The following is a 22,552-nucleotide window of genomic DNA, read 5'->3' as shown; positions in this document are numbered from 1 at the left end:
TATGCAAAATTCTCAATGGCCGCCGGCCATTTTCTTGATGGGGCCGACGGCCTCGGGTAAAACGGCGTTGGCCGTGCAACTGGCTCAGACGCTGGACGCGGAAATCATCAGTGTCGATTCGGCGCTGGTCTATAAAGGCATGGATATCGGCACCGCCAAGCCCACTTTGGAGGAACGGGCAGGGGTGCCTCATCATCTGATCGATATTCTGGAGCCGACGGAATCGTTTTCCACCGGACAATTCAGGAAACAGGCGTTGCAGTTGATGGATGATATCACGCGACGTGGTAAGCTGCCGTTGTTGGTCGGCGGAACGATGCTTTATTTCAACGCCTTGCTGCACGGTTTGGCCGAATTGCCGCAGGCAGACGAAGAAATCAGAAAAAAACTCGACCGCGAGTTGGCGCAAATGGGAAAACAAGCCATGCATCGGCGTTTACAGCAAGTTGATCCGCAGGCGGCCGCCCGCATACACCCCAATGATCCGCAAAGAATTCAGCGCGCACTTGAAGTTTACGAAATTAGTGGTAAACCCATTAGCAGTTTTTTTACCCAAGCCGAGCAGCAGCAGATTCCTTATCGACAAATCAAGCTGATGGTGGCGCCGGAGGATCGCAAAATACTGCATGATCAAATAGCTCGGCGTTTCAAGCTGATGTTGGAGCAAGGTTTGGTCGCCGAAGTCGAAGCGCTTTATCGGCGAGGGGATGTCGACGTATCGATGCCGTCGATTCGGGCGGTTGGTTATCGCCAGGTTTGGTCCTATTTGTGTGGTGAGCTAGATTTCGAGACGATGACCGACAAGGCGGTCGCCGCCACCCGGCAATTGGCGAAAAGACAGTTTACTTGGTTGCGCAGGGAAAAAGATGCGGCGAAGCTGGCGAGTGGAGACAGCGATTTGCTCTCTAGGGCTTTAGAATGCATCCGAATTTAAAAAAATGTGGCGATGAACTTGAAAACAATTGATTTGTCCCAACAATAGTTCTGAGCCAGAAATATTATTTTATGCTCAGTTGAAATATAAAAATTAAGCGGGTAATGTATCCACAGGCTGAAAATAATAAGGAGAAATCGGATGTCAAAAGGTCAAAATCTGCAGGACAATTTTTTAAATACGCTTAGAAAAGAGCATACGCCCGTCTCTATCTTCCTCGTTAATGGCATTAAATTGCAAGGGCGCGTGGATTCCTTTGATCAATATGTCATCATGCTGAAAAATACCGTCAGTCAGATGGTGTATAAACACGCCATATCAACCATCGTGCCGGGGAAGCCGGTCAAATTAAGCCGAGATAGCGAACTCATTGAAGACTAATATTACTGATAGAAAGGGGTGTTTTTTTGTTTGAACGTCCTGATGCCGGTGAGCGGGCGATACTCGTTCACCTTAACCTGCATGCCGGGCAGGAAGATCTTTATGAACTTAAAGAATTAGCCAAATCCGCCGGTGCAGAGCCCGTTTATGTATTGAGCGGCAGTCGTTATCGTCCCGACCCTAAGTATTTCATAGGCTCCGGTAAAGTGGAGGAGCTCAAGGCGGAGATCGAATCGCAGCAAGCCGATATCGTATTAGTGAACCATCCGTTATCGCCGAGTCAGGAACGAAATTTGGAACAGGCCTTAGACGTCAGGGTGGTTGATAGAAACGGTCTGATTTTGGATATTTTCGCGCAACGGGCGAAGACCTTCGAAGGTAAGTTGCAGGTCGAACTTGCCCAGCTAAAGCACCTGTCCACGCGCCTGGTGCGGGGCTGGACTCACTTGGAAAGACAAAAGGGCGGCATAGGTTTGCGGGGGCCCGGTGAAACACAGTTGGAAACCGATAGGCGGTTATTGGGGATGCGCATCAAGCAGATTCAACGTCGCTTGGAAAAGGTGGAAAAGCAACGCCATCAGGGGCGCAGTAAACGCAAGAAGGCGGAAATTCCCTCGGTTTCTCTAGTCGGGTACACCAATGCCGGGAAATCGACGTTATTCAATACCTTGACCCAAGCGGACATCTATGCGGCAGATCAGTTGTTTGCGACCTTGGATCCGACGTTGCGCCATTACACCGCCAGTAGCGGTAATGAACTGGTTCTGGTCGATACGGTAGGGTTTATTCGCCATTTACCTCATGAATTGGTTGCCGCCTTTAAATCGACGCTGCAGGAGGCGAGCGAAGCCGATTTATTATTACATGTGGTCGATGCCAATGCCGAGGATCGCGACGAAACGATTTTTCAGGTCAACCAAGTGTTGGAAGACATCGGCGCAGATGAAATTCCACAGTTACAAGTTTTCAATAAAATAGACTTGCTGGACGGCGTTGAGCCTCATATAGACTATGACGATAACGCTAAACCGGTGAGAGTTTGGATGTCGGCTCAAACCGGGGCCGGTTGCGAGCTGCTCGATCGGGCCTTGGGGCAAATTTTCGCCGACAGCCGAGTGAAAAGACGATGTTATTTGATGCCGGAACAAGCCGCGATCCGGGCGAAACTGTTTAATTTCGCGCGCATCATAAATGAAAAGGTCAACGAACACGGTGGCTGGGAATTGGCGGTGGAAATCGATAAAAAGCATTTAGGCTTGCTAAAAGACGTCAGAATTGAAAAGATCGGTTAAATTTCTCAGTTAATTGATAAGAAATTGTTAATTTGCGATAGAATAAAGCTTTTTAGGCCGAGGCCTGTTTTATTGACGGGAAAGTCAATATGACTAACGCGATAGGGAAAAAATCATAATGATATTTTATAAAACATCCAATTGGAGCATTGAGTATGTCCTGGAATGAGCCCGGTGGCGGCAATAAAGATCCCTGGAGTGGTCGTAACGATAAGAATGGCCCGCCAGACCTTGATGAAGCAATTCGTTCTTTACAAGAAAAATTAGGCGGAATATTTGGCGGCGGTTCCGGCGGTGGCGGTCCCGCTGGCGGTTCATCGATGAAAGGTTTGGGTTTTATTATCGCCGCCGTACTCGCGATATGGGGCTTAAGCGGTTTTTACATAGTCGATGAGGGAACCCAGGGCGTCGTGACGCGTTTCGGCGCTTATACGGAGACGACGCAGTCGGGTTTGAACTGGCATTTGCCGGCGCCGATAGAACAGGTGCAGGTCATCGATATCATGAAGCAACGCTTTATCGAAGTCGGTTACCGTTCCGGCGGCCGCCAGGGCATGGGGTCAGTGCCCAGGGAAGCCTTGATGCTGACCAAAGATGAAAATATCGTCGATGTGCGCCTTGCCGTTCAGTATCAGGTTAAAGACGCCAAGGATTTTGCCTTCAATGTGCTGAATCCGTTGGCGACCTTGAAACAAGTGACCGAAAGCGTCGAGCGTGGCGTCGTCGGCAACAATAACATGGATTTTGTGTTGACGGAGGGGCGCAGCGAAGTCGTTTTGGAAATCAAGAAAGAAATTCAGGAAGTCATGGATGCCTACAAGGCCGGGGTGTTGATCACCAGTGTCAACCTGCAAGATGCCCAGCCGCCCGAACAGGTCCAGAGCGCTTTCGAAGACGCCATCAAGGCGCGGGAAGACAAACAGCGCCTGATCAATGAAGCCGAAGCCTATTCCAATGACGTGATCCCTAAGGCCCGCGGCGCCGCTTCACGTAGAGTTCAGGAAGCCGAAGGTTATCTAAGCCAGGTGGTCGCCGAGGCTACTGGTGAAGTGAGCCGTTTCACCCAGATACTGGAGGAATACAAAAAAGCGCCGAAAGTGACCCGGCAGCGGATCTATCTAGAATCGATGGAACATGTACTGGCCAATACCGATACGGTCATGGTCGATGTTAAAGGTGGAAACAACTTGCTTTATTTGCCCTTGGATAAAATGAGCAAGCGACCCAATGTGCAGGCGCAATCATCCAGTGTCGAGCCGGCGAGTAGTTTTACGCCAAAATCGACACAGATAGTGAACAATAACCTGAGAACCTCGAGTCGGGGTCGTGATGTGAGAGGGCGCTGATATGGGATTTAATAAAATTTTAGTGATTGCTGCCGCATTGATTATCTTGTTGTCAATGTCGGTATTCACCGTGAAGGAAACCGAGAGAGCGATCAAGTTCCGTCTTGGTGAGATTGTCGAAGTGGATTTCAAACCGGGGCTACATACCAAGATTCCATTCATCAACAATGTTAAGAAGTTCGATGCCCGCATCTTGACGATGGATTCGAAAGCGGAGCGTTTTTTGACCGCGGAAAAGAAAAACGTCATGGTGGACTCTTTCGTCAAATGGCGCATCGACGATGTGAAAAAGTTTTACACCTCGGTCGCCGGCGACATCAATCAGGCGAATATCCGCCTGGACCAGATCGTCAAGGACGCCAGCCGCAGCGAGTTCGGTAAACGCGAGATCAAGCAATTGGTGTCCACCGATCGTCAACTTATCAGTCAAACCTTGATTGACAGTGTGGAACCGGTCGCAAGAAACTACGGCATAGACATTATCGACGTCCAGGTGAAACGCATTGATTTGCCGCCCGATGTCAGTTCCTCGGTGTACAGAAGGATGGAAGCGGAGCGGGAAAGAGTCGCGAGCGAATTCCGCTCTCAAGGGGCTGAAGCGGCCGAACGCGTCCGCGCCGACGCCGACAAGCAACGCGAAATCATTCTGGCGAACGCCTTCCGCGACGCCGAGATCCTGCGCGGTCAAGGCGATGCGAAAGCGGCCGATATTTACGCCACAGCCTATGGCGAGGATGCCGAGTTCTATAGCTTCTATCGCAGCATGGAGGCCTATAAGCAGACCTTCAGAGGTTCTGGCGATATGCTGGTGCTTGAACCTGATTCTGATTTCTTCAGGTATTTCAAGAATCAGAAATAATAGCGCGGGAATGGTTTAAACCATTCATATTAAGCAGTGACTGAAACGCTCCACCTTGTGGGGCGTTTTGTGCGAGAGAGACAGACAAAAATGCAAAAAAAAGACTCCTGGCTTTTGCCTGAGGGAATAGAAGAAGTATTACCGGAAAATGCCAGACACTTGGAGCATCTGCGCAGAAAATTGCTCGATGTATTCGCCTGTTGGGGGTACGAATTGGTGATTCCGCCGATGGTCGATTTTCTGGATTCATTGTTGACCGGCTCCGGTCATGATCTTGAATTACAGACGTTTAAACTGACCGATCAGGTCAGCGGCAAGATGCTGGGCGTCAGGGCCGACATGACGCCTCAGGTCGCCAGAATTGCCGGACACAATTTAAAACATGACTGGCCTACGCGCTTGTGCTACGTAGGCACGATTCTGCATACCTTGGGCGATAATCTGGAAAAAACCCGCAGTCCGATGCAAATCGGCGCCGAACTCTACGGCCATTCTGGCCTGGACAGCGATCTTGAAGTCATTCAGTTGATGCTGGAAATGCTGGCGATGTCGGGGCTGGTGCATGTGCATCTGGATCTTGGCCATGTCGGCATTTATCGCGCCCTGTCCAAACAGGCAGGTTTGAGCGAACAGCAAGAAGCGGAGCTGTTCGATGTGTTGCAGCGCAAAGCCAGAACCGAATTGACCGAATTAGTGGACGGTTTTGGTCTTGCCGATAAACATAAGCAGATCTTCATGACCCTGCCGAAACTGAATGGCGGACGCGAAACGTTGACTCGGGCCGTCGAACTGTTAGCCGACAGCGATGACGCCGTCAAACAGGCATTGAGCGATCTACACTTCATCGCCGATAAACTGGCGGAAAGATTTCCAGACTTGCCGGTCAACTTTGATTTATCGGAATTACGCGGCTATCACTATCACACCGGCGTTGTTTTTGCGGCGTTTGTGCCTGGTGTCGGCAAGGAAATCGCCAGAGGCGGCCGCTATGATAATATTGGCGAATTTTTTGGTCGGGCCAGGGCGGCAACCGGTTTCAGTGCGGATTTGAAATTGCTGGCGAGATTGTCCGTGCTGAGCGAGGGGGTAGCGGGCAGAGAGCGGGTGTGTGCGCCTGACAGCGCTGATGCCCAGCTGCAGGAAGTGGTCAGAGACTTGCGCGCGGCGGGCAGAGTCGTGATTCAACAGTTGCCGGGGCAAACAGGTTCAGCGGAAGACTTGGGTTGTACCGCTATTTTAGAAAAACAAAATCAGAATTGGGTTGTAAAACCTTTAGTCTAAAGTTGGAATAGTTATGGGAAAAAATGTCGTTGTCATCGGTACTCAGTGGGGTGACGAAGGAAAAGGTAAACTGGTTGATCTGTTGACCGATCATGCTGGCGCGGTCGTGCGTTTTCAAGGTGGGCATAACGCCGGACATACACTGGTCATTAATGGCAAAACCACCGTATTGCATCTGATTCCATCGGGCGTGTTGCGTGAAAACGTGCAATGCATGATCGCTAACGGCGTCGTGTTGTCGCTCGATGCACTGCTCGATGAAATTGACATCTTGGAAAAATCCGGTATTCCGGTTAGGCATCGTTTGAAAATCAGCGAATCCTGCGCACTGATCCTGCCGATTCATGTCGCCATCGATCAGGCCAGGGAAAAGGCGCGCGGCAATAAGGCGATAGGCACCACCGGCCGCGGCATCGGACCCGCCTATGAGGACAAGGTTGCGCGCAGAGGGCTGCGCGCCGGTGATCTGTTGAATAGCGAGGAATTCGCATTGCGGTTGAAAGAGCTGGTGGCCTACCATAATTTCATGCTGACCGAGTATTACCACGCCGAGCCGTTGGATTATCAGGAAATGCTGGACAAGACGCTAAAACTCGGTGAGCAGGTCAAACCGATGTTGACCGACGTCTCGGAAGAATTGAAAGTTTTACAACAACAAGGGCAGAATATCCTGTTCGAAGGGGCTCAAGGGGCTTTACTGGATATCGATCACGGCACCTATCCCTATGTGACTTCTTCCAATACCACGGCCGGTGGGGCGGCGACCGGCACCGGGATCGGCCCGCTCGATCTCGACTATGTGTTGGGCATCACCAAGGCTTATTCCACCCGGGTCGGCAATGGGCCGTTTCCCACCGAGCTCAATGACGAGTATGGCGAACATCTTGGCGTGAAAGGCCATGAGTTTGGCGCCACCACCGGACGTAAACGACGCACCGGTTGGTTTGATGCCGTTTCGATGCGCAAATCGGCGCAAATGAACAGTCTAAGCGGCATGTGCCTGACCAAACTGGATGTGCTGGACGGCCTCGACAAGATCGGGATTTGCACGGCCTACAAGATTAACGGCGATATTACCGAAACCGCGCCATTGGGAGCCGATCAATATGAGGCTTGTGAGCCGATTATCGAAGAAATGCCGGGCTGGAGTGTGTCGACCAAAGGGGTGACCAAGCTGGAGGATTTACCGGATAACGCCAGAGCCTATATTAAAAGACTGGAGCAGTTGGTCGGGGTGCAAGTATCGATATTGTCGACCGGTCCGGATCGCAACGAAACGATCATATTGGAAAACCCTTTTAATGGGAATTAAGAAACAGCCCAAGTCAAATTCACTTGTGGTTTGTTCATAGTCGTAGGTCACGTTGCCGCGTTAGCGGTTACGTGACGCTTCTAACTTATCTCAAAGGCCTAGGCCTTTGTGATATATCTGGGTTAGCTAACGCCGATCATTATCTTTGACCAGGCGGAAACCCCAGGTCGCCAGACGCACCCAGGGACTGTGCCAGTTCCGGTAAGCGGCGCGAACACGGGCGGGGTCCGCATTCCAGCCGCCGCCTCTGACGGCGATAAACAGCGCGTTGTTATTCTCGTCGCCGTTAAGACAGCGTTGTTCCTGGCCTTGATAGTCGTTGAGAAATTGCGAACAGGTCCATTCCCAGACATTGCCTAACATGTCATATAAGCCGAACTGATTGGGTAAAAACTGTTTAACCGGCGCGGCGAAAAAATATTGATCTATACATTGATGGGGGATCGGCCAGCCGACGCCGGAAAACTCGGATAAATCCGCGGCATTGGCGTAACGACAGGACAGGTCGGCATTGTTGCCCCAAAAATAACTCGTGTTGCGGCCCGCTCGGGCGGCATATTCCCATTCCGCTTCGGTAGGCAGACGATAATGTTGGCCGGTAGTTTGATTCAGCCAGGCGATATATTGATTGATGTCATAGAAACTGACACAGGTTACCGGTTCGTCGTCGCGGACTTCTTTTTTCACAGGCTTGCGCCAATCGGCCCAAGCTCGCCAAGCCCAGCTCTTTTTTTGTTCATGATCAAAGGACCAGCAACCCCGGGCTTGATAGTCGATTTCCGCATCGGTCACATAACCGGTGTCGGCGACAAAGGCCTTGAATTCGGCGAGGGTGGCCTCGTGAGTCGCCATGCTGAAACCTTTGACGCAGACTCTATGACGTTTTTCGTTGTTGCTGCGATGGTGCTCATAGTCCGGGCTGCCCATTTGGAAACAGCCGCCAGGGATCGCTACCGTTTTGGGGATGAGTGGATTGATGGCGACCGGTCTTCTTGCTCGCTTTGGCGGGCTAAAATCTCTCGTTGCGGTATCAAAAACCTCATCGGGTTGCGTGATTTGTTGTTTCGCAACCGCCGAGATCGATGCTACAGTACAACAGAACAAAACCAGGATTTGACGGTGAGAGTGCATTGATGTCATAAAGGTTATCGTAAGCAATACACTATCATAATAGATTTCACAACTGACTATAAACGCACTGGTCAACTTGTTTTGAGTAGCTATTTAGCAAAATGATTTAACAGCAGTTTGATCGCTGACTTATTGAGCTGATTGCAGAACCGGCATTTCCACCCACGCGGTGGCTCTGTTGTCGCAGACGCTATTTGTGCGTCGGGCATGGACCGTGCGAATGAGGCAGGGCAAGGAAGCGTTCCGAATGCTGAATAGTTACTGTGCTTGAGTCGTGTAGCGTCCAACATGCCCGCAACCGGGGATAGACTATGAAACAGCAGCCACAAATTGAGTATTTATCTCAACAAGAACGACAGTTTAGCGGGCCCGAAACGCCATCCGATAACCATAGGATAAGCTCTAGACTGAAAATATTCGTGCCGACCTTTGTCATATGTCTGGCATTCGGCATGTTGATCAATTTCGCTCGCCCGGCACAGTATCAAAGCAGCGCAACGCTATTGACTTCGGCGGCCACGGCGATCGATCAAGTCAGTCGCGATGTCGATTTTCAACATGTCGCGATCCAGAAACAGAAGCTGCTGGGTCACGAGTTGCTCAACGAAACGCTGAACCGTCTGCATCAAACGAAAGATCCGCAATTAGCGGAATTGACATTAGCCGATATTCGCACGATGTTGACCGTCGAACCTATCGAACAGACTAATTTATTGAGCATGCTGGCCCGGGGCGCGCAGCCGGAAGTTCTGCCAATGGTGATCAATACCTGGATTGACGTCTATCTCGAGGCGCGTGCGTTGAGCGTTGAAAATGCGACTCATAATACCAAGACCTTGGTCGGCAGCGAACTGGAAGAATTAGACTCGAAGGTCGAACAGGCCAGAGCGGATCTGGATCAATTCAGAAAAGCTCACGATATCAGTTCGATCGCCCGGGAGGAAAACGAATCATTAACGAAACTGAATGGCTTGACCCAAGCCTTAAATAACGCTAATGAAGAGGTGGTCAAGGCCAAGGCCAGACTTGAAGCCGTTAATCAGGCGATCTCTAATGGCGAGGCCGTGGTCCCGGAACAGGAGCAGCGTAGCTTAAGCAACCTCGAGCGTCGTTATCAAGAGCTTAAAGAGAAGCTAGCCGAATTCGATAAACGCTATACGCGTGAATATTTGGCGTTGCAGCCGTCGTTGAAATTCATTCCCGAACAAATCAAGCAGTTGGAAGCCGAGATCAACAACAAACGGCAGGTCGGAAAAAAAGTGGTTTGGACCGAGGCGAAACAGGATTATTATGCGGCCCAACAAGTCGTCAAAGATCTCAGGCAGCAACTAGACGAACATAAAACGAAAGCGGCGGAATTCACCAGTTTGTTTTCGCGTCATGAAAAATTGATGGAAGACTTGACCGCGCTGGAAGAGCTGCAACGGGAAACGCGGGACCGCTTGGTCAAAATCGAAAGCAAACAGTATGAGAAATACCCTCAGGTTGACATCGTGGAACGGGCCAGCGTCAATTGGCAGGCGATTAGTCCCGATTATCAACTGGGCGCGTTGATTGCTTTTATCGCCGCGTTGCTGATCGCGTTTTTCACCGTTTGGCTGGTCGAGTTTCTCAGTCGGGGGCAGCCTGAGCAGAGTCATTTTGTTTTTCCGCTGCAAGCCTGGTTCGGCTATACGCCGCCTAAAGAAAATCTTGATAATTATCAGCAGGATAAGATCGTCGAACAAAGACCTCGCACCGCTTTGCCCCAGGTTCCCCATTACCAGCCATTGTCCAATCAACAAATTGAAAGGCTATTGGAGCATGCCGATGAAGACAGCGAACAATTGATCTTGTTGCTGTTAAGCGGTTTGACACTGGATGAAATCGTCGATCTGACCTACGCGCGAGTCGATCTGGAACGAGCAAAAATTGTGGTCGGCGGAAAAAAAGCCAGAGTCATCAAGATCGGCAAACGTTTGCAAGAGGTGATGCGCAAGGCGGTCGAGTCGGGAACGCTATGGGCCTTGCGGCACTATCTCGAGGTCGATGACCTGAAGGCGATGCTTTATTGTGTCAGCGTCGATTCCGGTTTTAGTGAAATGGGGGATGAATTGGCCGAGACGCTAAGACAGTCTTATATAATTTTTCTGGTTGAGCAGGGTTTGCGGCTGAGCTTGCTGGCGAAAGTCGTCGGCCCGCTAGCGCCGCTGGAACTGGCCGCGTACGGAGAGTTTTCACCGTCCGGAACAGGTTGCGAGCTGGGTGATGTTCAGTTGGTCCATCCGGTCTGCGGTCCTCAATAGATTCTGTTGACGACATAATGGACGACCTTGAAAAAACCCGTTAATAAGAACAACGAAATGCCGAGGATGATCAGGTTCTCGATGTCGAACAGGTAGCTCGGCAACTTCAATAACCAGGCAAAAAAACTGTCCGATTCATCGTAAGCGATGTCCTCCAAATCGAGGCTTTCGAGAGGGTCGCCTGCCGACAGTCCGATGTTCGCTGTCGACGGGGCTTGAAATGATGAGGGCATAAGATTGTCTTCGCCGGTTGCGGCAAACAAGTCTTGTATAATGAAGAGTTGTCCCATCGCCGGTGCGAGTTGCTGTTCTATGTTTTGGTTCAGGCGGTTTAAATCCTCATTGACCTCTTTCACGATCAATACCGCCTCATCCAAAGTATCATCTGCGAATAGTGCATTGAGCTTTTCATAACCATGTTTGACGACATCGGCGGAAGGCGGTGGGATCGTTTTTCGAGAAAATGAAGAAGACTGGGGTAGGGAATTGGAAATGCGGTGATGATTGCTGCTGGGAAATGGTTCGTTTAATCGCTCGACGCTATCTTCGGACTTGAAAACCAGCGCCGTCGTCGAGTCGTCTGAAAAAACAGCGTCTTCAAGGGGCGCCGTCGCCGCATCGAGATTTGCCGTGTGCAATAGGCATAACAGTGGGATCAGACTTCGCCTGAATAATGAAGCAGTGTTCCACATCGTAAAGTCCGGACAGAAAAGGGATTATTCATCAAAACCATCAGTTTGGATTCTAGTGATTAATCTTTGCGCTGTCCAGTTTGAGTGATCGTCGGTCTATATGCGGCCAGCAATTCTCAATTTGGCGTTCAAAAAGGGGATGGGGCGTGTCTGTCGAGGAGCCCAGCACCTAAATTATCCTGGAATGTAAAATATCGTCCAGTAGCCATGGAATTTAGGTGCTGGGGACTTGACGGCAGTCTCACTGCTGAAGACGACGTTAGCCGATCTTCTTATACTTGATCCGGTGAGGATTGTCGGCATCGGTGCCGAGTCTGCGATGACGGTCCTCCTCGTAATCGGCATAGTTTCCTTCAAACCAGACCACCTCGCTATCGCCTTCAAACGCCAGCATATGGGTTGCGATTCGGTCCAGGAACCAGCGATCATGCGAGATTACTACCGCACAGCCTGGGAAAGCCAGCAATGCCTCTTCCAGGGCCCGCAGTGTTTCCACATCGAGATCGTTGGTCGGTTCATCCAATAGCAACAGGTTGCCGCCGCTTTTCAGCAGCTTCGCCAAATGGACACGATTGCGTTCGCCGCCGGATAAGTCGCCGATGCGTTTTTGTTGGTCGGAACCTTTGAAGTTAAAGCGGCCGACATAGGCTCTCGATGGCGTTTCATATTTGCCGACGGTGATGATGTCCAAACCATCGGAAATCTCTTCCCAAACCGTTTTGTTCGGGTCCATGTCATCGCGCAGCTGATCGACATAGGCCAGTTGTACGGTTTGACCGAGTGTTACGGTGCCGGCATCAGGCTGTTCGAAACCCGCCATCATCCGGAACAGCGTGGTTTTACCGGCGCCGTTCGGGCCGATGATGCCGACAATGCCGCCCGGCGGCAGTTTGAAACTGAGGTTATCGATTAGCAAGCGATCGTTGAAGCCCTTGCTGATGTTGTCGGCTTCAACGACCACGTCGCCGAGGCGTGGGCCGGGCGGAATATAGATTTCCTGGGTTTCGTTGCGTTGCTGAACCTCTTGGGAAGAAAGTTCCTCGAACCTCGCCAAACGGGCCTTGCTTTTCACATGGCGGCCTTTGGGGTTGGAGCGCACCCATTCCAGCTCGGCCTTCATGGCTTTTTGGCGGGAGGTTTCCTGTTTTTCTTCCTGTTCCAGACGTTGCTCTTTTTGCTCCAGCCAAGAAGAATAGTTGCCTTCCCAGGGTATGCCCATGCCGCGATCCAGCTCCAGGATCCAGCCGGCGACGTTGTCCAGGAAATAACGGTCGTGAGTGACGGCGACGACGGTGCCGCTATAGTCGTGCAGGAATCTTTCCAACCAAGCGACCGATTCCGCATCCAGGTGGTTGGTCGGTTCGTCGAGCAGCAACATGTCGGGTTTCGACAACAACAACCGGCATAGCGCCACGCGGCGTTTTTCGCCGCCGGATAATTTAGTGACATCGGCTTCCCAAGGAGGCAGGCGCAGGGCGTCGGCGGCGATTTCCAGCGTTCTTTCCAATTCCCAGGCGCCCGCGGCCTCGATTTTGTCCTGCAATTCGGCTTGTTCGGCTAGCAGGGCGTCGAAATCGGCATCGGGATCGGCGAAGGCGTTATTGACTTCATTGAAGCGATTCAATACCGCTTTGATTTCGGCGACGCCTTCTTCGACATTGCCGCGCACGTCCTTGTCAGGGTCGAGTTGCGGTTCCTGAGGCAGGTAACCGATGTTAATGCCTTTTTGCGGGATCGCTTCGCCTTCGATTTCCTGGTCGATGCCGGCCATGATTCTCAGTAAAGTCGATTTACCCGAACCATTCAGGCCCAGAACGCCGATTTTGGCGCCGGGAAAGAACGACAGGGAAATATCTTTCAGGATATGTTTTTTGGGGGGGACAATTTTCCCCACCCGATTCATTGAATAGATATATTGCGCCATAGTTTTGTTACGGAAACGGAAAACAGACTATTATTTCATGTTATGGCTCCGAATTTAATCTCTTAATGAAACTTTGTTCGCCTTTTTTCATCACGCGGCGGTGATTCCAGCTGAAAACCGGGCGAGCGATGACGGCTATTTTGTTCATCCAGGCTTTGTTGGTGCTGACGCGCCAGTCGAATTGCAATAGGGTGTGTTGACGGTCAATGTGTAAGCGACAGGCGCCGTGTCCGCGTACATCTCCGTCGACGCTAAAGCCGATATATTGAAAAGGGACCAGTTCGGTGACGGTGATGTCGACGACTAATCGATAGGGCAGGCAAGTATGCCAGTAATAGCGGCAGACATTGCCGACGCCATTGGCTTCGCCTAGGCGTAATTGTTCCACCTTGTCGACATAGGGCCACCAATCCGGCCAGCGTTCCTTTTCCAGCAGGCAGAACCAGCAACGTTCAATGGGGGCGGGTATAGTCCAGATTGAAGTCAAGGCAAAATCAGCCATGCGGCAAGCTCAGCAAGTTGTAGGGTAGGGTTTAACAAGTCGTCCGGATGATGGCTAAAGTATCGGTCAGGCATCGCTTCGATGCAAGGTCGTCTATGGGAATATTGATCTGCGCTTGGGGAAGGAGCATAGTACGATAATCTCATTTCGGGTTGATATTCATCTATCTGGGAATTGCTGATCTGAAGCCGTAGGGCGATTGTTTCCCCGAATTCAGGTTAAGATAAAATGGTAATTAACTGATTATCGAACGCGGCAGGGCATGTAGGGTGAGTAGTTCAGCAATTCCCAATTTGAGTATTTTTGCGGTGTTTAGGGCATGGGGTGTGTCTGTCGAGGAGCGCCGTAAACCCATCCCTGGGGGCTTGACGGCCGCATCCTTGCTGCCGACATCCTCGCCAAACACACCCCATGCCCTTTTTGAACGCCAAAGTGAATTGCTGGTGAGTAGTTACACCATATGTAGTATTTTTATCAATGGACTACTCCCTAAAGCCTGAAAGATACTGAATAGTTACAACCATATAAGGCCAACAATCTCGTGAAACTGAAGCAGTCCGTCAATCAAGCGGCGTTTGACGCCAGCAAACAAAGAGAGCAGCATTGCGCGCAATGGCTGAAGTCGTTGCATGAGCCGGTGCGCAGTGCGCTTAGGTTAGCGGTTTTGGCGGGCGGCGGCAACGGCTTGTTGATTATTGCTCAGGCCGCGCTGCTGGCGTCGATACTGCATCGGTTGATTATCGATCAGCGCCATTGGCCAGAGTTGCAGCTTAATTTGTTGTTGCTGTTGGCGGTTGTATTGCTGCGCGGCATAGCGGTCTACTATGTTCGGGTCTGCGCTTTTTCCGCTGCGACCAAGATTAAACAAAAGTTGCGCCGACAATTATTGAACCATCTGTCGTTGTTGGGGCCGGCTTACCTGAAACAGCATCACAGTGGTCAATTGGCGACGGCGACACTGGAACATTGCGAGGCGATGGAAAAATATTTTTGTCGTTATGCGCCGCAGAAGTCGATTGCCGTGATCGTGCCGTTATTGATTATGCTGGCTGTTTTTCCTGTGAACTGGGTAGTCGGCGTCATATTCTTGGTTACCGGGCCGCTGGTGCCTTTATTTATGGCCTTGATCGGCATGGGCGCCGCGGCGGCGAATCGTAAACAGTTTCTGGAGCTGGCATGGATGGGAGGATATTATCTAGATCGTCTGCAGGGCCTGACGACGCTGAAACTATTCGGTCAAGCGTATAAGGAATTAGACGCTATCGGCGATATTGCCGACAGTTTTAGAGAAAAAACCATGGCGGTGCTGCGCATCGCCTTTATGTCGTCGGCCGTGCTGGAGTTTTTCAGCGCGGTGGCCGTGGCGCTGGTCGCGGTCTATGTCGGGTTGGGATTGCTGGGGCTGATCCATTTCGGTCCGGCCCGGGATATCAGTTTGCAGAACGCCTTGTTCGTGTTGTTGTTGGCGCCGGAGTTTTTTTTGCCGCTAAGACAATTGGCGGCCAATTATCACGACCGCGCCGCTGCGTTGGCGGCCGCCGACCATCTTCTGGAAATCCTCGACCATGAAGTTGGTTTCGTCGATCAGTCGAAATATGTCAAGTCCGATTACTGTATCGAATTGATCGAAGTCAGTAAGCATTATCGGCAAAGGCGGGTTCTGGAAAAAATCAATCTGCGTATTCAGGCCGGGGAGAAGCTGGTATTGGTCGGGGAAACCGGGGCCGGAAAGTCGACGTTGCTGAATCTGCTGTTGGGATTCGAGTCGCCGTCCAGCGGCCAGGTGCTGATCAACGGCTGTACGCCGACCCGGGAAACGGCGGCGCAACAACTTTGCTGGCTCGGTCAGCGAACGACTGTTTTTTACGGCAGCATTATCGATAATATTCGTTTGTTCGATCCGGACATTGCCCGGCAGCAGGTGATCGAAGCGGCGCGGGCGGCTGGCGTCATGTCGTTTGCGGAAACGCTGGAACAAGGATTGGACACGCTGATCGGTGAGCAAGGCTATGGATTGTCCGGCGGACAGGTTCAGCGTATCGCCATGGCCAGGGCATTGTTGAAAGATGCGCCGATCGTGTTGCTCGATGAGCCTACCGCCAATCTGGACCGGCAGACCAAGAGGCAATTGCTGGACAGCATAGACCGAGTGTTCAAACAAAAAACCGTCATCATCGCCAGCCATGACCCGGAGGTGGTAGAACGCATGGGCCGCCAGGTTAAACTGGTTAACGGAGCGATACGATGAAGGATTTGTGGTTTTTTCTGCGTTTGTTCAAGCCTTACCGGCTCTGGCTGCTTGCCGGCCTCATTTTGTCGTTGCTGACCGCGCTGGCATCGATCGCCTTGCTGGGACTGTCCGGCTGGTTCATCTGCGCCGCTGCCGTCGCCGGTGTGCTGGCGCCGGACGGTGTGGCCGTCACCTTTAATTTTATGCAGCCGGCCGCGCAAATTCGCGCCCTGGCGATTATTCGCACCCTGGCGCGTTACGGCGAACGTCTGCTGACCCATGAAGCGACATTCCGAGTATTGGCGAAAATCCGCTGCTGGTTTTTCGCCAAGATGATTCCGCTGGCGCCGGGGCGTTTGGCTATGCAGCGCAGCGGCGATTTGCTGAACCGGATGACCGGCGATATCGATGCGTTGGATGCGCTGTATCTGCGCCTGTTGGCGCCGCTAGCGGTTGCGCTGCTGGCGAGTTTAGCGCTGACAGCCTTTATTGGTGCTTATTCGCCGCTGTTGGCGACATTGCTGATGGGCATGCTGTTGATTGCCGCGGTTTTTGTGCCATGGCTGTTTAACCGACTGGGCAATAAAGGTGCGGAGCAGGAGTCGGAATATACCGCGGAGTTCAAGGGGCGCCAGATTGAAATCCTGCAGGGTTTCAATGACTTGAGCGCGTTTCAGGCTTATAACCGCTTTAAGGACCGCTTGTTGACAGTCTCGGAAAAATTGTTGATCGTCCAAGCCGATAATGAAAGGCTGGCGTCGTTGTCGGCCGCCTCGATGCAGGTGTTGGCGCAGTTGACCGTGATCATCATGGTGATTGTCGGCGCCTCATTAATGGAGCGGCAAACGCTTTCCGGTCCGGTGGTGGCATTGTTGGTTTTCGCGATATTGGCGTTGTTCGAATGGCTCAATCCCTTAGCCCAGGCCACGCAAATGCTCGGCAAAACCCGAAATGCGGCGCGGCGTATTCGTACATTGGCCGAATCGGAGCCGGCGATTGGCGAACCGTCAAACGCCAGACCTTTGCCGCCCGGCAATCGTTTAGCGTTGGAGCAAGTCAGTTTCCGCTATCGGCAGGACGGCGATTGGGTATTGCAGCATATCGATCTAAGTTTGGCGGAAGGCGATAAAATCGCCATCAGCGGTCCCAGCGGCGCCGGCAAATCGACCTTATTACATTTGTTAATGCGTTTTTTTGACCCGCAGCAAGGGCGCATCCTGTTGGACGGCGTCGATATCAGTCAAATCCGCAGTGAGCGGTTGCTCAGTCGCATGGCTCTGTTATCGCAGCGCAGTCATCTATTTAACGGCAGTATTCGCGACAATTTGTTATTGGGCGATAGGGAGGCCGATGACGGCGAGCTGATGGACGCGATAAAATTGGCCGGTTTGTCGGCAATGCTGAGCAGACTGCCGGCCGGCATCGACACCCTGGTTGGCGAGCAGGGGGCCAAGGTTTCCGGCGGCGAAGCCCGGCGTATCGCATTGGCGCGGGTGTATTTGAAAAACGCGCCGATCTTGCTGTTGGATGAGCCGACCGAAGGATTGGATGCGGAGACGGAAGACGATGTGCTGAGCGCATTGCAGCAGATCAGCGAAAACAAGACCTTGTTGATGGTGACCCACAGGGCCGCGGGATTTAGGCTGGCGCAGCGAGTTTATCGGATGGAAGCGGGAGAGCTGATTGAGGTTTAATGCAGACGAAAGACGAAATATGAAGAAATCGGATTTAAAACCGGGCGCAAGTATGACCAGTCATTCCTTGCTCGATCAAGGTAAAAGCACGCGTTTGCTGCAAATGCGGCGCAAGGCGCTGGGTATCGAAGGGCAAGAAACATCAGTTCCGAAAGATCATGTCGTACGCGAGAAAGCGGTCGAGGCCGAACTGACGCTGGCCAGAAAAATGATCGATCAGCGTCTGAAGCAAATCTTGAGCGCTTATCCTGCTGACAAGCAACGGCGTTTTTTCCGGATTCGTTTCGGCCTCTCGCCCGAGCAGCTGAAGGAATTGCCGATCAAGGACATCCTGACCTTACTAAAGCTCAAACAAAATCGCTTAGCGGACATGAAGGAGATAGTCGATCTGGATTATAATGGCCGGCCGACTAGCAATCGGGCCGATTAATGATGGCCCACACCGTTTCAAACACTCATGAAAAACTACACGATAGAACCGAACCAGGATTACCGCGACCAAAGTTTAAGACAGAGCTCGGAAATATTTAGCGAGGAATTGCAGCAGGATACCGCCAAACATTACGATGATTGTTATCGCGATTATCTGGCGGCTTGGTGTAACCGCGATAATTTGGCCTTGCATTACGGTTATTGGGATGAAGACCAGCCTTATGCTCATCATCAGGCGCTGTTGAACAAGAATCAGCAGTTATACGACAAAGCCGGCATCAAAGCTGACGATCATGTCTTGGATGCCGGCTGCGGCATCGGCGGCAGCTCAATCTGGATGGCCCGAGAGCACGGAAATCGAGTCACCGGCATCACCATCAGCGCCAAGCAGGCCGATTATGCGCGCAGCCACGCCAAGCGCCACGGTGTCGCCGATAAGGTCGATTTTGAGGTCGCCGACTTTTGCCGAACGCCTTTCGCCGATGAATCGTTTGATGTGGTCTGGGCCTTGGAAAGCTCCTGTCATGCGTTGAACAAGGGTGAATTTCTGCAAGAAGCTTACCGGTTGTTACGCAAGGGCGGTCGGTTGGTGGTTTGTGACGGTTTTTTGTTGCAACGGCAATTCAATGAAAACCAGTGGCAGGCGGTAGTGACCTGCCTGAATGGCTGGGCGGTGCCGAATCTGTGCGCTCGCGATGAATTTACCGGTTTGCTGCAAGACAGCCAATTTCAGGATATCCAAGTGCATGATATTACCGCACAGACGCTGCCTTCGGCCGAGCATATGTATAAAGTCGCCAAGCGTTTATATCCGGTGCAGAAAATCAGTCAGTGGCTGGGTTTGCGTTCCAAGGCGCAAACGGCTAATTATTATGTGGGGTTGGCGCAACATCAGTTATTCGCCGAGAATCTGACCGAATACTGCATATTTACCGCCGCCAAATAACGCAAGTCATGCAACGCCTGATCAATCTGTTTCCGCTCTGGGCTGTAACCTTGGCTCTGCTGGCCTATGTTCGTCCGCAGCCGTTCGCCGAGCTGAAAGACGGCATTATTCCGTTGTTGGCGATGGTGATGTTCAGCATGGGCATGACGCTGAGCTGGCGCGATTTTGCCGCCGTGTTGACCCGGCCCCTGATCATTGTTATCGCGGCGTCGATACAATTCGGCTGCATGCCGTTGTTTGCCTGGCTGATTTCGCACGCGTTGGCATTGCCGCCGGAACTGATGACCGGCATGGTGCTGGTAGGCGCCAGCGCAGGCGGAACGGCGTCCAATGTCGTGTGTTATCTGGCCAACGGAAACGTAGCCTTGTCGGTGCTGATGACGACTTTTTCGACGCTGTGCGCGCTGATCATGATGCCGTTGCTGTCGTGGCTATATCTGAATCAGGTGGTGACGGTGCCGGTCGTGGATATGCTGAGGAGCATACTGTTAATCGTCTTGCTGCCGGTATTGTCCGGCACACTGATCAACAGTTTTTTTGATCGGCGCTTGAGCAGAATGCGAAAGATTTTTCCATTGTTGTCCAGTCTGTCCATCGTCGTGGTTATTGCGATCATCATCGGCTTGAACCAGCATCAGTTGAGCGGTGTGGCCTTGCCGGCATTGGCGGCGGTTTGTTTGCATAATTTATCGGGATTGGCCTGTGGTTACTGGCTGGCGCGTTTGTTAAATTATGATCGACACATCGCCCGTACCGTCGCTATCGAAGTGGGCATGCAAAATTCAGGTCTCAGTGTCGCGCTTGCGGTGCAATATTTTTCGGCCCTCGCGGCGTTGCCCGGCGCCTTATTCAGTATCTGGCATAATGTGTCCGGCAGCATGCTGGCCTATTATTGGCGATATAAAGACAAAAACAACGGCCATTCGCGGCCATATTGATTTTTTATCCAACAATTCCCCTGATGACCCTGCAAAAACATGTAAAAAACCTCGCAGCCATTTTGTCGCTATTCGTGTGTCAAGGATGCGCCGAGATTAAAACCCTTGGCGGCAACGATGAAATAGCCGAATATGCCGAAGCGGTGTTTCGCCGTCAAAATGCAATCACCGGCCGGATTATGATGTCGACGAATGAGGCCTTACTCGAGGATGAGCGCTTGCATCAGGCCGAAATGGCGATGTATGACGCTTGTAAGCTACTTAATGAATACAGTTCCAGAGAAATGGATGGAGAGCCGATGGATGTGTTGTTCAAGCGTAAGGTCAGGGCCAGTATTAAAGGCTGTGACGACAGCATCAAGCGGGTCGAGAAAATTCTGCAGAAATATTAATTGCCAATTATGGCCTTATTTTGGCTGACGAGTATAGGGCATTTAGGCGAATAAGCCGCCCGTTGATGCAATTAGCAGATAATAAAGGATCATGCGCGGAATACGAAAAAGCAGCGAAGCTGCGAGCACTTTCGGCCATCGGAGTCCTATGACGCCGGCGGTCCAGCAGGTGAACGAATAAGGCAGCGGCGTGATGGCGCCCAAGGCGACGCCCCAGAATCCGTATTTGCGCACAAAATCTTGCTGCTCGGCAGTGATTGGCCCATAGAGGCGTTGGGTGAGGCTGAAATGACCTAGCCAACGGCCGATGGACCAACCTAACATGCCGGCGCATACAGACACGGCGCCAAGAATGAAAACATAGGCTAGCCAATGCTCGGCAAGATCGCTCTTGGCAATCACGAGTAATAGGATATCCGGCAGGAAAGGCGTTACAAAGGTGTCGGTTATCAGCAATATTAGGCAGAGTCCTGTAAAACCGATGCGATCAACCACCCAATTCGTCAGCATGCTCATTTCTTCCTCGAGCCAAAAACCAAGCCCACCCATCACGATGAGGATAATTAAGAGACTCAGCAAAGCCTTCAACAAATTCTCCCTAATCATTAATTTTCTCCGGCAATAGAAATGCGCTCTGAGTAAGTTTGGAGCCGAGCGAAAAAGTTCAGCATTTTATCAACTAATAGTGCTCTTTGCAGCGCTCGCCTGGTTTCTCAGCAATTCCCACTTTGGCGTTCAAAAAGGGCATGGGGTGTGTTTGGCGAGGATGTCGGCAGCAAGGATGCTGCCGTCAAGCCCCCAGGGATGGGTTTACGGCGCTCCTCGACAGATACATCCCATGCCCTAAACACAGCAAAAATGCTCAAACTGGGAATTGCTGCTGGTTTCTTGAACGGGCGGCTCCGTAAACTGGCTTGGCATCGTCGGCAATAGCATATATCAGGGGGAAGAGCAGCGAGCGCGACCGTTGCGCCTAGTTCTTCGGCAGCGTTCTATCGCGTATACAACCAGCAATGCCAAACACACCCCATGCCCTTTTTGAACTCTAAACTGTGAATTGTTGGTATACAACGATCTTTCGCCCTTGAGATTTTAGATAATTTAGACTGGGCGTTTCGGGTCAGATTTTCTTGCGGTCAGTTGATGTTAATTTCTTTAAGTAAGTCGCTCCAGTTTTCGGCCCAGCAACAATGGTGGTCAAATTCGGGCAGAGGGTGAAACTGGGCGCTATGCTGGCGTTCGGAGTAGTGTTTGATGATTGCCGCCGGCACATTTTGGTCGCGCAAGCCGGCAAAATGGATTTGTCTGATGCGCGCGGGGAGGGGGGGAGAATCGACCGGGTTCAGCGACTGTGGCAAGGGGCGGTAGTTGTGCTGCCGGCTCCAGGCGGCGACATCGAGGTTCGCGGCCACGGTGATGAGCGTCTCGACTTCCTTTAAATCATACGACATCAGTACCGATAGCACTCCGCCGCCACTGAAGCCGATTAAAGTCAGTTTAGGGTGGGAGGTTTTTGCCGCCCAGCGTCGCAGCGCCGTCTTCATGCTGTCGACGACAGCTTGCGCATAGCGATGAGAGGTCCAGTAGCGAACATCGCAAGCGTTGCTTTCGCCGAGGCCATGATAGCAAGGGCGGCCCAGCAATATCGCCGGTGACGGATCGGCTTGCAGTATCTTCAGGATCATCGGGTTGCGAGCTGTGGGGTCGCTGGTCGGCCAGCGACCTCGCATCCAAGGTGTGCCATCGCCGTCGATGTAGATATGCAGGTTGTCCTGATGACTGGGCTGCTGGGCCGCCGCATTGATAAACACGCGATGTCGAAATGTTAGTCCTTGAACCGTTTGTTGGCTAATGCCATATTCAGCGGCGGCGAGGCTAAACTCTCGCGCGGGGATGCTGCAAGTGGTCGTTAGGCTAGCGCAGAATAAAATCAGGCAAAATCTTCCGACCTTCTGTTTGATGCGCATCAATAATCGAGTAC

Annotated in this window: 20 protein-coding genes; 14 read left to right on the top strand and 6 right to left on the bottom strand. The window is 51.8% G+C overall.

From position 1 onward, the window contains the following. Position 1 precedes the first annotated feature (1 nt). The 7 genes from miaA to Q9L42_RS16665 all read left to right on the top strand — a co-directional run bounded on the left by miaA (position 2) and on the right by Q9L42_RS16665 (position 7,405). Entirely contained in the window at positions 2-934 is a 933-nt protein-coding gene (gene miaA, locus Q9L42_RS16695) for a tRNA (adenosine(37)-N6)-dimethylallyltransferase MiaA (protein WP_349431449.1), read from the top strand. A 141-nt stretch (positions 935-1,075) separates the two neighbouring features. Next, positions 1,076-1,315 carry an RNA chaperone Hfq gene (gene hfq, locus Q9L42_RS16690; protein WP_305907287.1) on the top strand — a complete coding sequence of 80 codons (240 nt, stop codon included), beginning with the start codon at positions 1,076-1,078 and terminating at the stop codon, positions 1,313-1,315. Positions 1,316-1,341: 26 nt separating this feature from the next. After that, a complete protein-coding gene (gene hflX / locus Q9L42_RS16685; RefSeq protein ID WP_305907288.1) occupies positions 1,342-2,607 on the top strand; it encodes a ribosome rescue GTPase HflX in 1,266 nt (421 codons plus the stop codon). 155 nt (positions 2,608-2,762) lie between these two features. After that, positions 2,763-3,953, top strand: a complete 1,191-nt coding sequence (gene hflK / locus Q9L42_RS16680) for an FtsH protease activity modulator HflK (protein ID WP_305907289.1) — start codon at positions 2,763-2,765, stop codon at positions 3,951-3,953. A 1-nt stretch (position 3,954) separates the two neighbouring features. Next, the gene (hflC, locus tag Q9L42_RS16675; protein WP_305907290.1) at positions 3,955-4,812 is read left to right on the top strand and encodes a protease modulator HflC; all 858 of its coding nucleotides are present in this window, start codon (positions 3,955-3,957) and stop codon (positions 4,810-4,812) included. Between the two features lie 90 nt (positions 4,813-4,902). Further along, positions 4,903-6,093, top strand: a complete 1,191-nt coding sequence (locus tag Q9L42_RS16670) for an ATP phosphoribosyltransferase regulatory subunit (protein ID WP_349431448.1) — start codon at positions 4,903-4,905, stop codon at positions 6,091-6,093. A 13-nt stretch (positions 6,094-6,106) separates the two neighbouring features. Then, positions 6,107-7,405: an adenylosuccinate synthase gene (locus Q9L42_RS16665; RefSeq protein ID WP_349431447.1), complete on the top strand. Its 1,299-nt coding sequence runs from the start codon at positions 6,107-6,109 to the stop codon at positions 7,403-7,405. Between the two features lie 126 nt (positions 7,406-7,531). Here Q9L42_RS16665 and Q9L42_RS16660 read toward each other — a convergent pair whose 3' ends face one another. Then, positions 7,532-8,545 carry a formylglycine-generating enzyme family protein gene (locus Q9L42_RS16660; RefSeq protein WP_349431446.1) on the bottom strand — a complete coding sequence of 338 codons (1,014 nt, stop codon included), beginning with the start codon at positions 8,543-8,545 and terminating at the stop codon, positions 7,532-7,534. Positions 8,546-8,847: 302 nt separating this feature from the next. Here Q9L42_RS16660 and Q9L42_RS16655 point away from each other — a divergent pair, with 302 nt between their 5' ends. Beyond that, positions 8,848-10,821: a GumC family protein gene (locus tag Q9L42_RS16655; RefSeq protein ID WP_349431445.1), complete on the top strand. Its 1,974-nt coding sequence runs from the start codon at positions 8,848-8,850 to the stop codon at positions 10,819-10,821. Here the strand turns inward: Q9L42_RS16655 and Q9L42_RS16650 are convergent. From Q9L42_RS16650 to Q9L42_RS16640, 3 genes are all read right to left on the bottom strand, one after another. Beyond that, entirely contained in the window at positions 10,815-11,513 is a 699-nt protein-coding gene (locus tag Q9L42_RS16650) for a hypothetical protein (RefSeq protein ID WP_305907296.1), read from the bottom strand. The two genes, Q9L42_RS16655 and Q9L42_RS16650, sit on opposite strands and share 7 nt — an antisense overlap. A gap of 259 nt (positions 11,514-11,772) precedes the next feature. Next, on the bottom strand, positions 11,773-13,437 hold the full coding sequence (ettA, locus tag Q9L42_RS16645; protein ID WP_349431444.1) for an energy-dependent translational throttle protein EttA: 1,665 nt from the start codon (positions 13,435-13,437) through the stop codon (positions 11,773-11,775). Positions 13,438-13,477: 40 nt separating this feature from the next. Then, positions 13,478-13,939, bottom strand: a complete 462-nt coding sequence (locus Q9L42_RS16640; RefSeq protein WP_305907298.1) for an SRPBCC family protein — start codon at positions 13,937-13,939, stop codon at positions 13,478-13,480. A gap of 541 nt (positions 13,940-14,480) precedes the next feature. On the opposite strand from Q9L42_RS16640, the gene cydD reads away from it, so the two are divergent. The 6 genes from cydD to Q9L42_RS16610 are packed head-to-tail and all read left to right on the top strand — an operon-like array spanning position 14,481 to position 20,571. Then, positions 14,481-16,187 carry a thiol reductant ABC exporter subunit CydD gene (gene cydD / locus Q9L42_RS16635; RefSeq protein WP_349431443.1) on the top strand — a complete coding sequence of 569 codons (1,707 nt, stop codon included), beginning with the start codon at positions 14,481-14,483 and terminating at the stop codon, positions 16,185-16,187. Next, positions 16,184-17,863: a thiol reductant ABC exporter subunit CydC gene (cydC, locus tag Q9L42_RS16630; protein WP_349431442.1), complete on the top strand. Its 1,680-nt coding sequence runs from the start codon at positions 16,184-16,186 to the stop codon at positions 17,861-17,863. Before cydD ends, cydC begins: the two co-directional genes overlap by 4 nt. Positions 17,864-17,882: 19 nt before the next feature. Beyond that, positions 17,883-18,293 (top strand): hypothetical protein, encoded by a 411-nt coding sequence (locus tag Q9L42_RS16625; protein WP_305907302.1) that lies wholly within the window; start codon positions 17,883-17,885, stop codon positions 18,291-18,293. A gap of 27 nt (positions 18,294-18,320) precedes the next feature. Next, positions 18,321-19,241: an SAM-dependent methyltransferase gene (locus Q9L42_RS16620; RefSeq protein WP_305907303.1), complete on the top strand. Its 921-nt coding sequence runs from the start codon at positions 18,321-18,323 to the stop codon at positions 19,239-19,241. Positions 19,242-19,249: 8 nt separating this feature from the next. Further along, complete coding sequence (locus tag Q9L42_RS16615; protein WP_349431441.1) at positions 19,250-20,179, top strand: bile acid:sodium symporter family protein; 930 nt, start codon at positions 19,250-19,252, stop codon at positions 20,177-20,179. A gap of 23 nt (positions 20,180-20,202) precedes the next feature. After that, a complete protein-coding gene (locus Q9L42_RS16610) occupies positions 20,203-20,571 on the top strand; it encodes a hypothetical protein (protein ID WP_349431440.1) in 369 nt (122 codons plus the stop codon). Between the two features lie 42 nt (positions 20,572-20,613). Here Q9L42_RS16610 and Q9L42_RS16605 read toward each other — a convergent pair whose 3' ends face one another. Both Q9L42_RS16605 and Q9L42_RS16600 read right to left on the bottom strand, forming a co-directional pair. Further along, entirely contained in the window at positions 20,614-21,177 is a 564-nt protein-coding gene (locus Q9L42_RS16605) for a YqaA family protein (protein ID WP_349431439.1), read from the bottom strand. Positions 21,178-21,707: 530 nt separating this feature from the next. Next, positions 21,708-22,382: a hypothetical protein gene (locus tag Q9L42_RS16600; protein WP_349431438.1), complete on the bottom strand. Its 675-nt coding sequence runs from the start codon at positions 22,380-22,382 to the stop codon at positions 21,708-21,710. Positions 22,383-22,552: the final 170 nt, after the last annotated feature.

This window comes from Methylomarinum sp. Ch1-1, from assembly GCF_030717995.2.
Taxonomy (GTDB): Bacteria; Pseudomonadota; Gammaproteobacteria; order Methylococcales; family Methylomonadaceae; genus Methylomarinum; species Methylomarinum roseum.
This window is presented reverse-complemented; position numbering and strand designations above follow the sequence as displayed.

Excerpts from the sequence above, each read along its gene's own strand:
- cydC (WP_349431442.1), top strand. The coding sequence starts at position 16,184 with ATGAAGGATTTGTGGTTTTTTCTGCGTTTGTTCAAGCCTTACCGGCTC.
- Q9L42_RS16655 (WP_349431445.1), top strand. The coding sequence starts at position 8,848 with ATGAAACAGCAGCCACAAATTGAGTATTTATCTCAACAAGAACGACAG.
- Q9L42_RS16610 (WP_349431440.1), top strand. The coding sequence starts at position 20,203 with ATGACCCTGCAAAAACATGTAAAAAACCTCGCAGCCATTTTGTCGCTA.
- hflK (WP_305907289.1), top strand. The coding sequence starts at position 2,763 with ATGTCCTGGAATGAGCCCGGTGGCGGCAATAAAGATCCCTGGAGTGGT.
- Q9L42_RS16670 (WP_349431448.1), top strand. The coding sequence starts at position 4,903 with ATGCAAAAAAAAGACTCCTGGCTTTTGCCTGAGGGAATAGAAGAAGTA.
- Q9L42_RS16660 (WP_349431446.1), bottom strand. The coding sequence starts at position 8,545 with ATGACATCAATGCACTCTCACCGTCAAATCCTGGTTTTGTTCTGTTGT.
- Q9L42_RS16620 (WP_305907303.1), top strand. The coding sequence starts at position 18,321 with ATGAAAAACTACACGATAGAACCGAACCAGGATTACCGCGACCAAAGT.
- Q9L42_RS16605 (WP_349431439.1), bottom strand. The coding sequence starts at position 21,177 with ATGATTAGGGAGAATTTGTTGAAGGCTTTGCTGAGTCTCTTAATTATC.
- Q9L42_RS16650 (WP_305907296.1), bottom strand. The coding sequence starts at position 11,513 with ATGTGGAACACTGCTTCATTATTCAGGCGAAGTCTGATCCCACTGTTA.
- Q9L42_RS16625 (WP_305907302.1), top strand. The coding sequence starts at position 17,883 with ATGAAGAAATCGGATTTAAAACCGGGCGCAAGTATGACCAGTCATTCC.
- Q9L42_RS16640 (WP_305907298.1), bottom strand. The coding sequence starts at position 13,939 with ATGGCTGATTTTGCCTTGACTTCAATCTGGACTATACCCGCCCCCATT.
- Q9L42_RS16665 (WP_349431447.1), top strand. The coding sequence starts at position 6,107 with ATGGGAAAAAATGTCGTTGTCATCGGTACTCAGTGGGGTGACGAAGGA.
- Q9L42_RS16615 (WP_349431441.1), top strand. The coding sequence starts at position 19,250 with ATGCAACGCCTGATCAATCTGTTTCCGCTCTGGGCTGTAACCTTGGCT.
- hfq (WP_305907287.1), top strand. The coding sequence starts at position 1,076 with ATGTCAAAAGGTCAAAATCTGCAGGACAATTTTTTAAATACGCTTAGA.
- hflC (WP_305907290.1), top strand. The coding sequence starts at position 3,955 with ATGGGATTTAATAAAATTTTAGTGATTGCTGCCGCATTGATTATCTTG.
- ettA (WP_349431444.1), bottom strand. The coding sequence starts at position 13,437 with ATGGCGCAATATATCTATTCAATGAATCGGGTGGGGAAAATTGTCCCC.
- miaA (WP_349431449.1), top strand. The coding sequence starts at position 2 with ATGCAAAATTCTCAATGGCCGCCGGCCATTTTCTTGATGGGGCCGACG.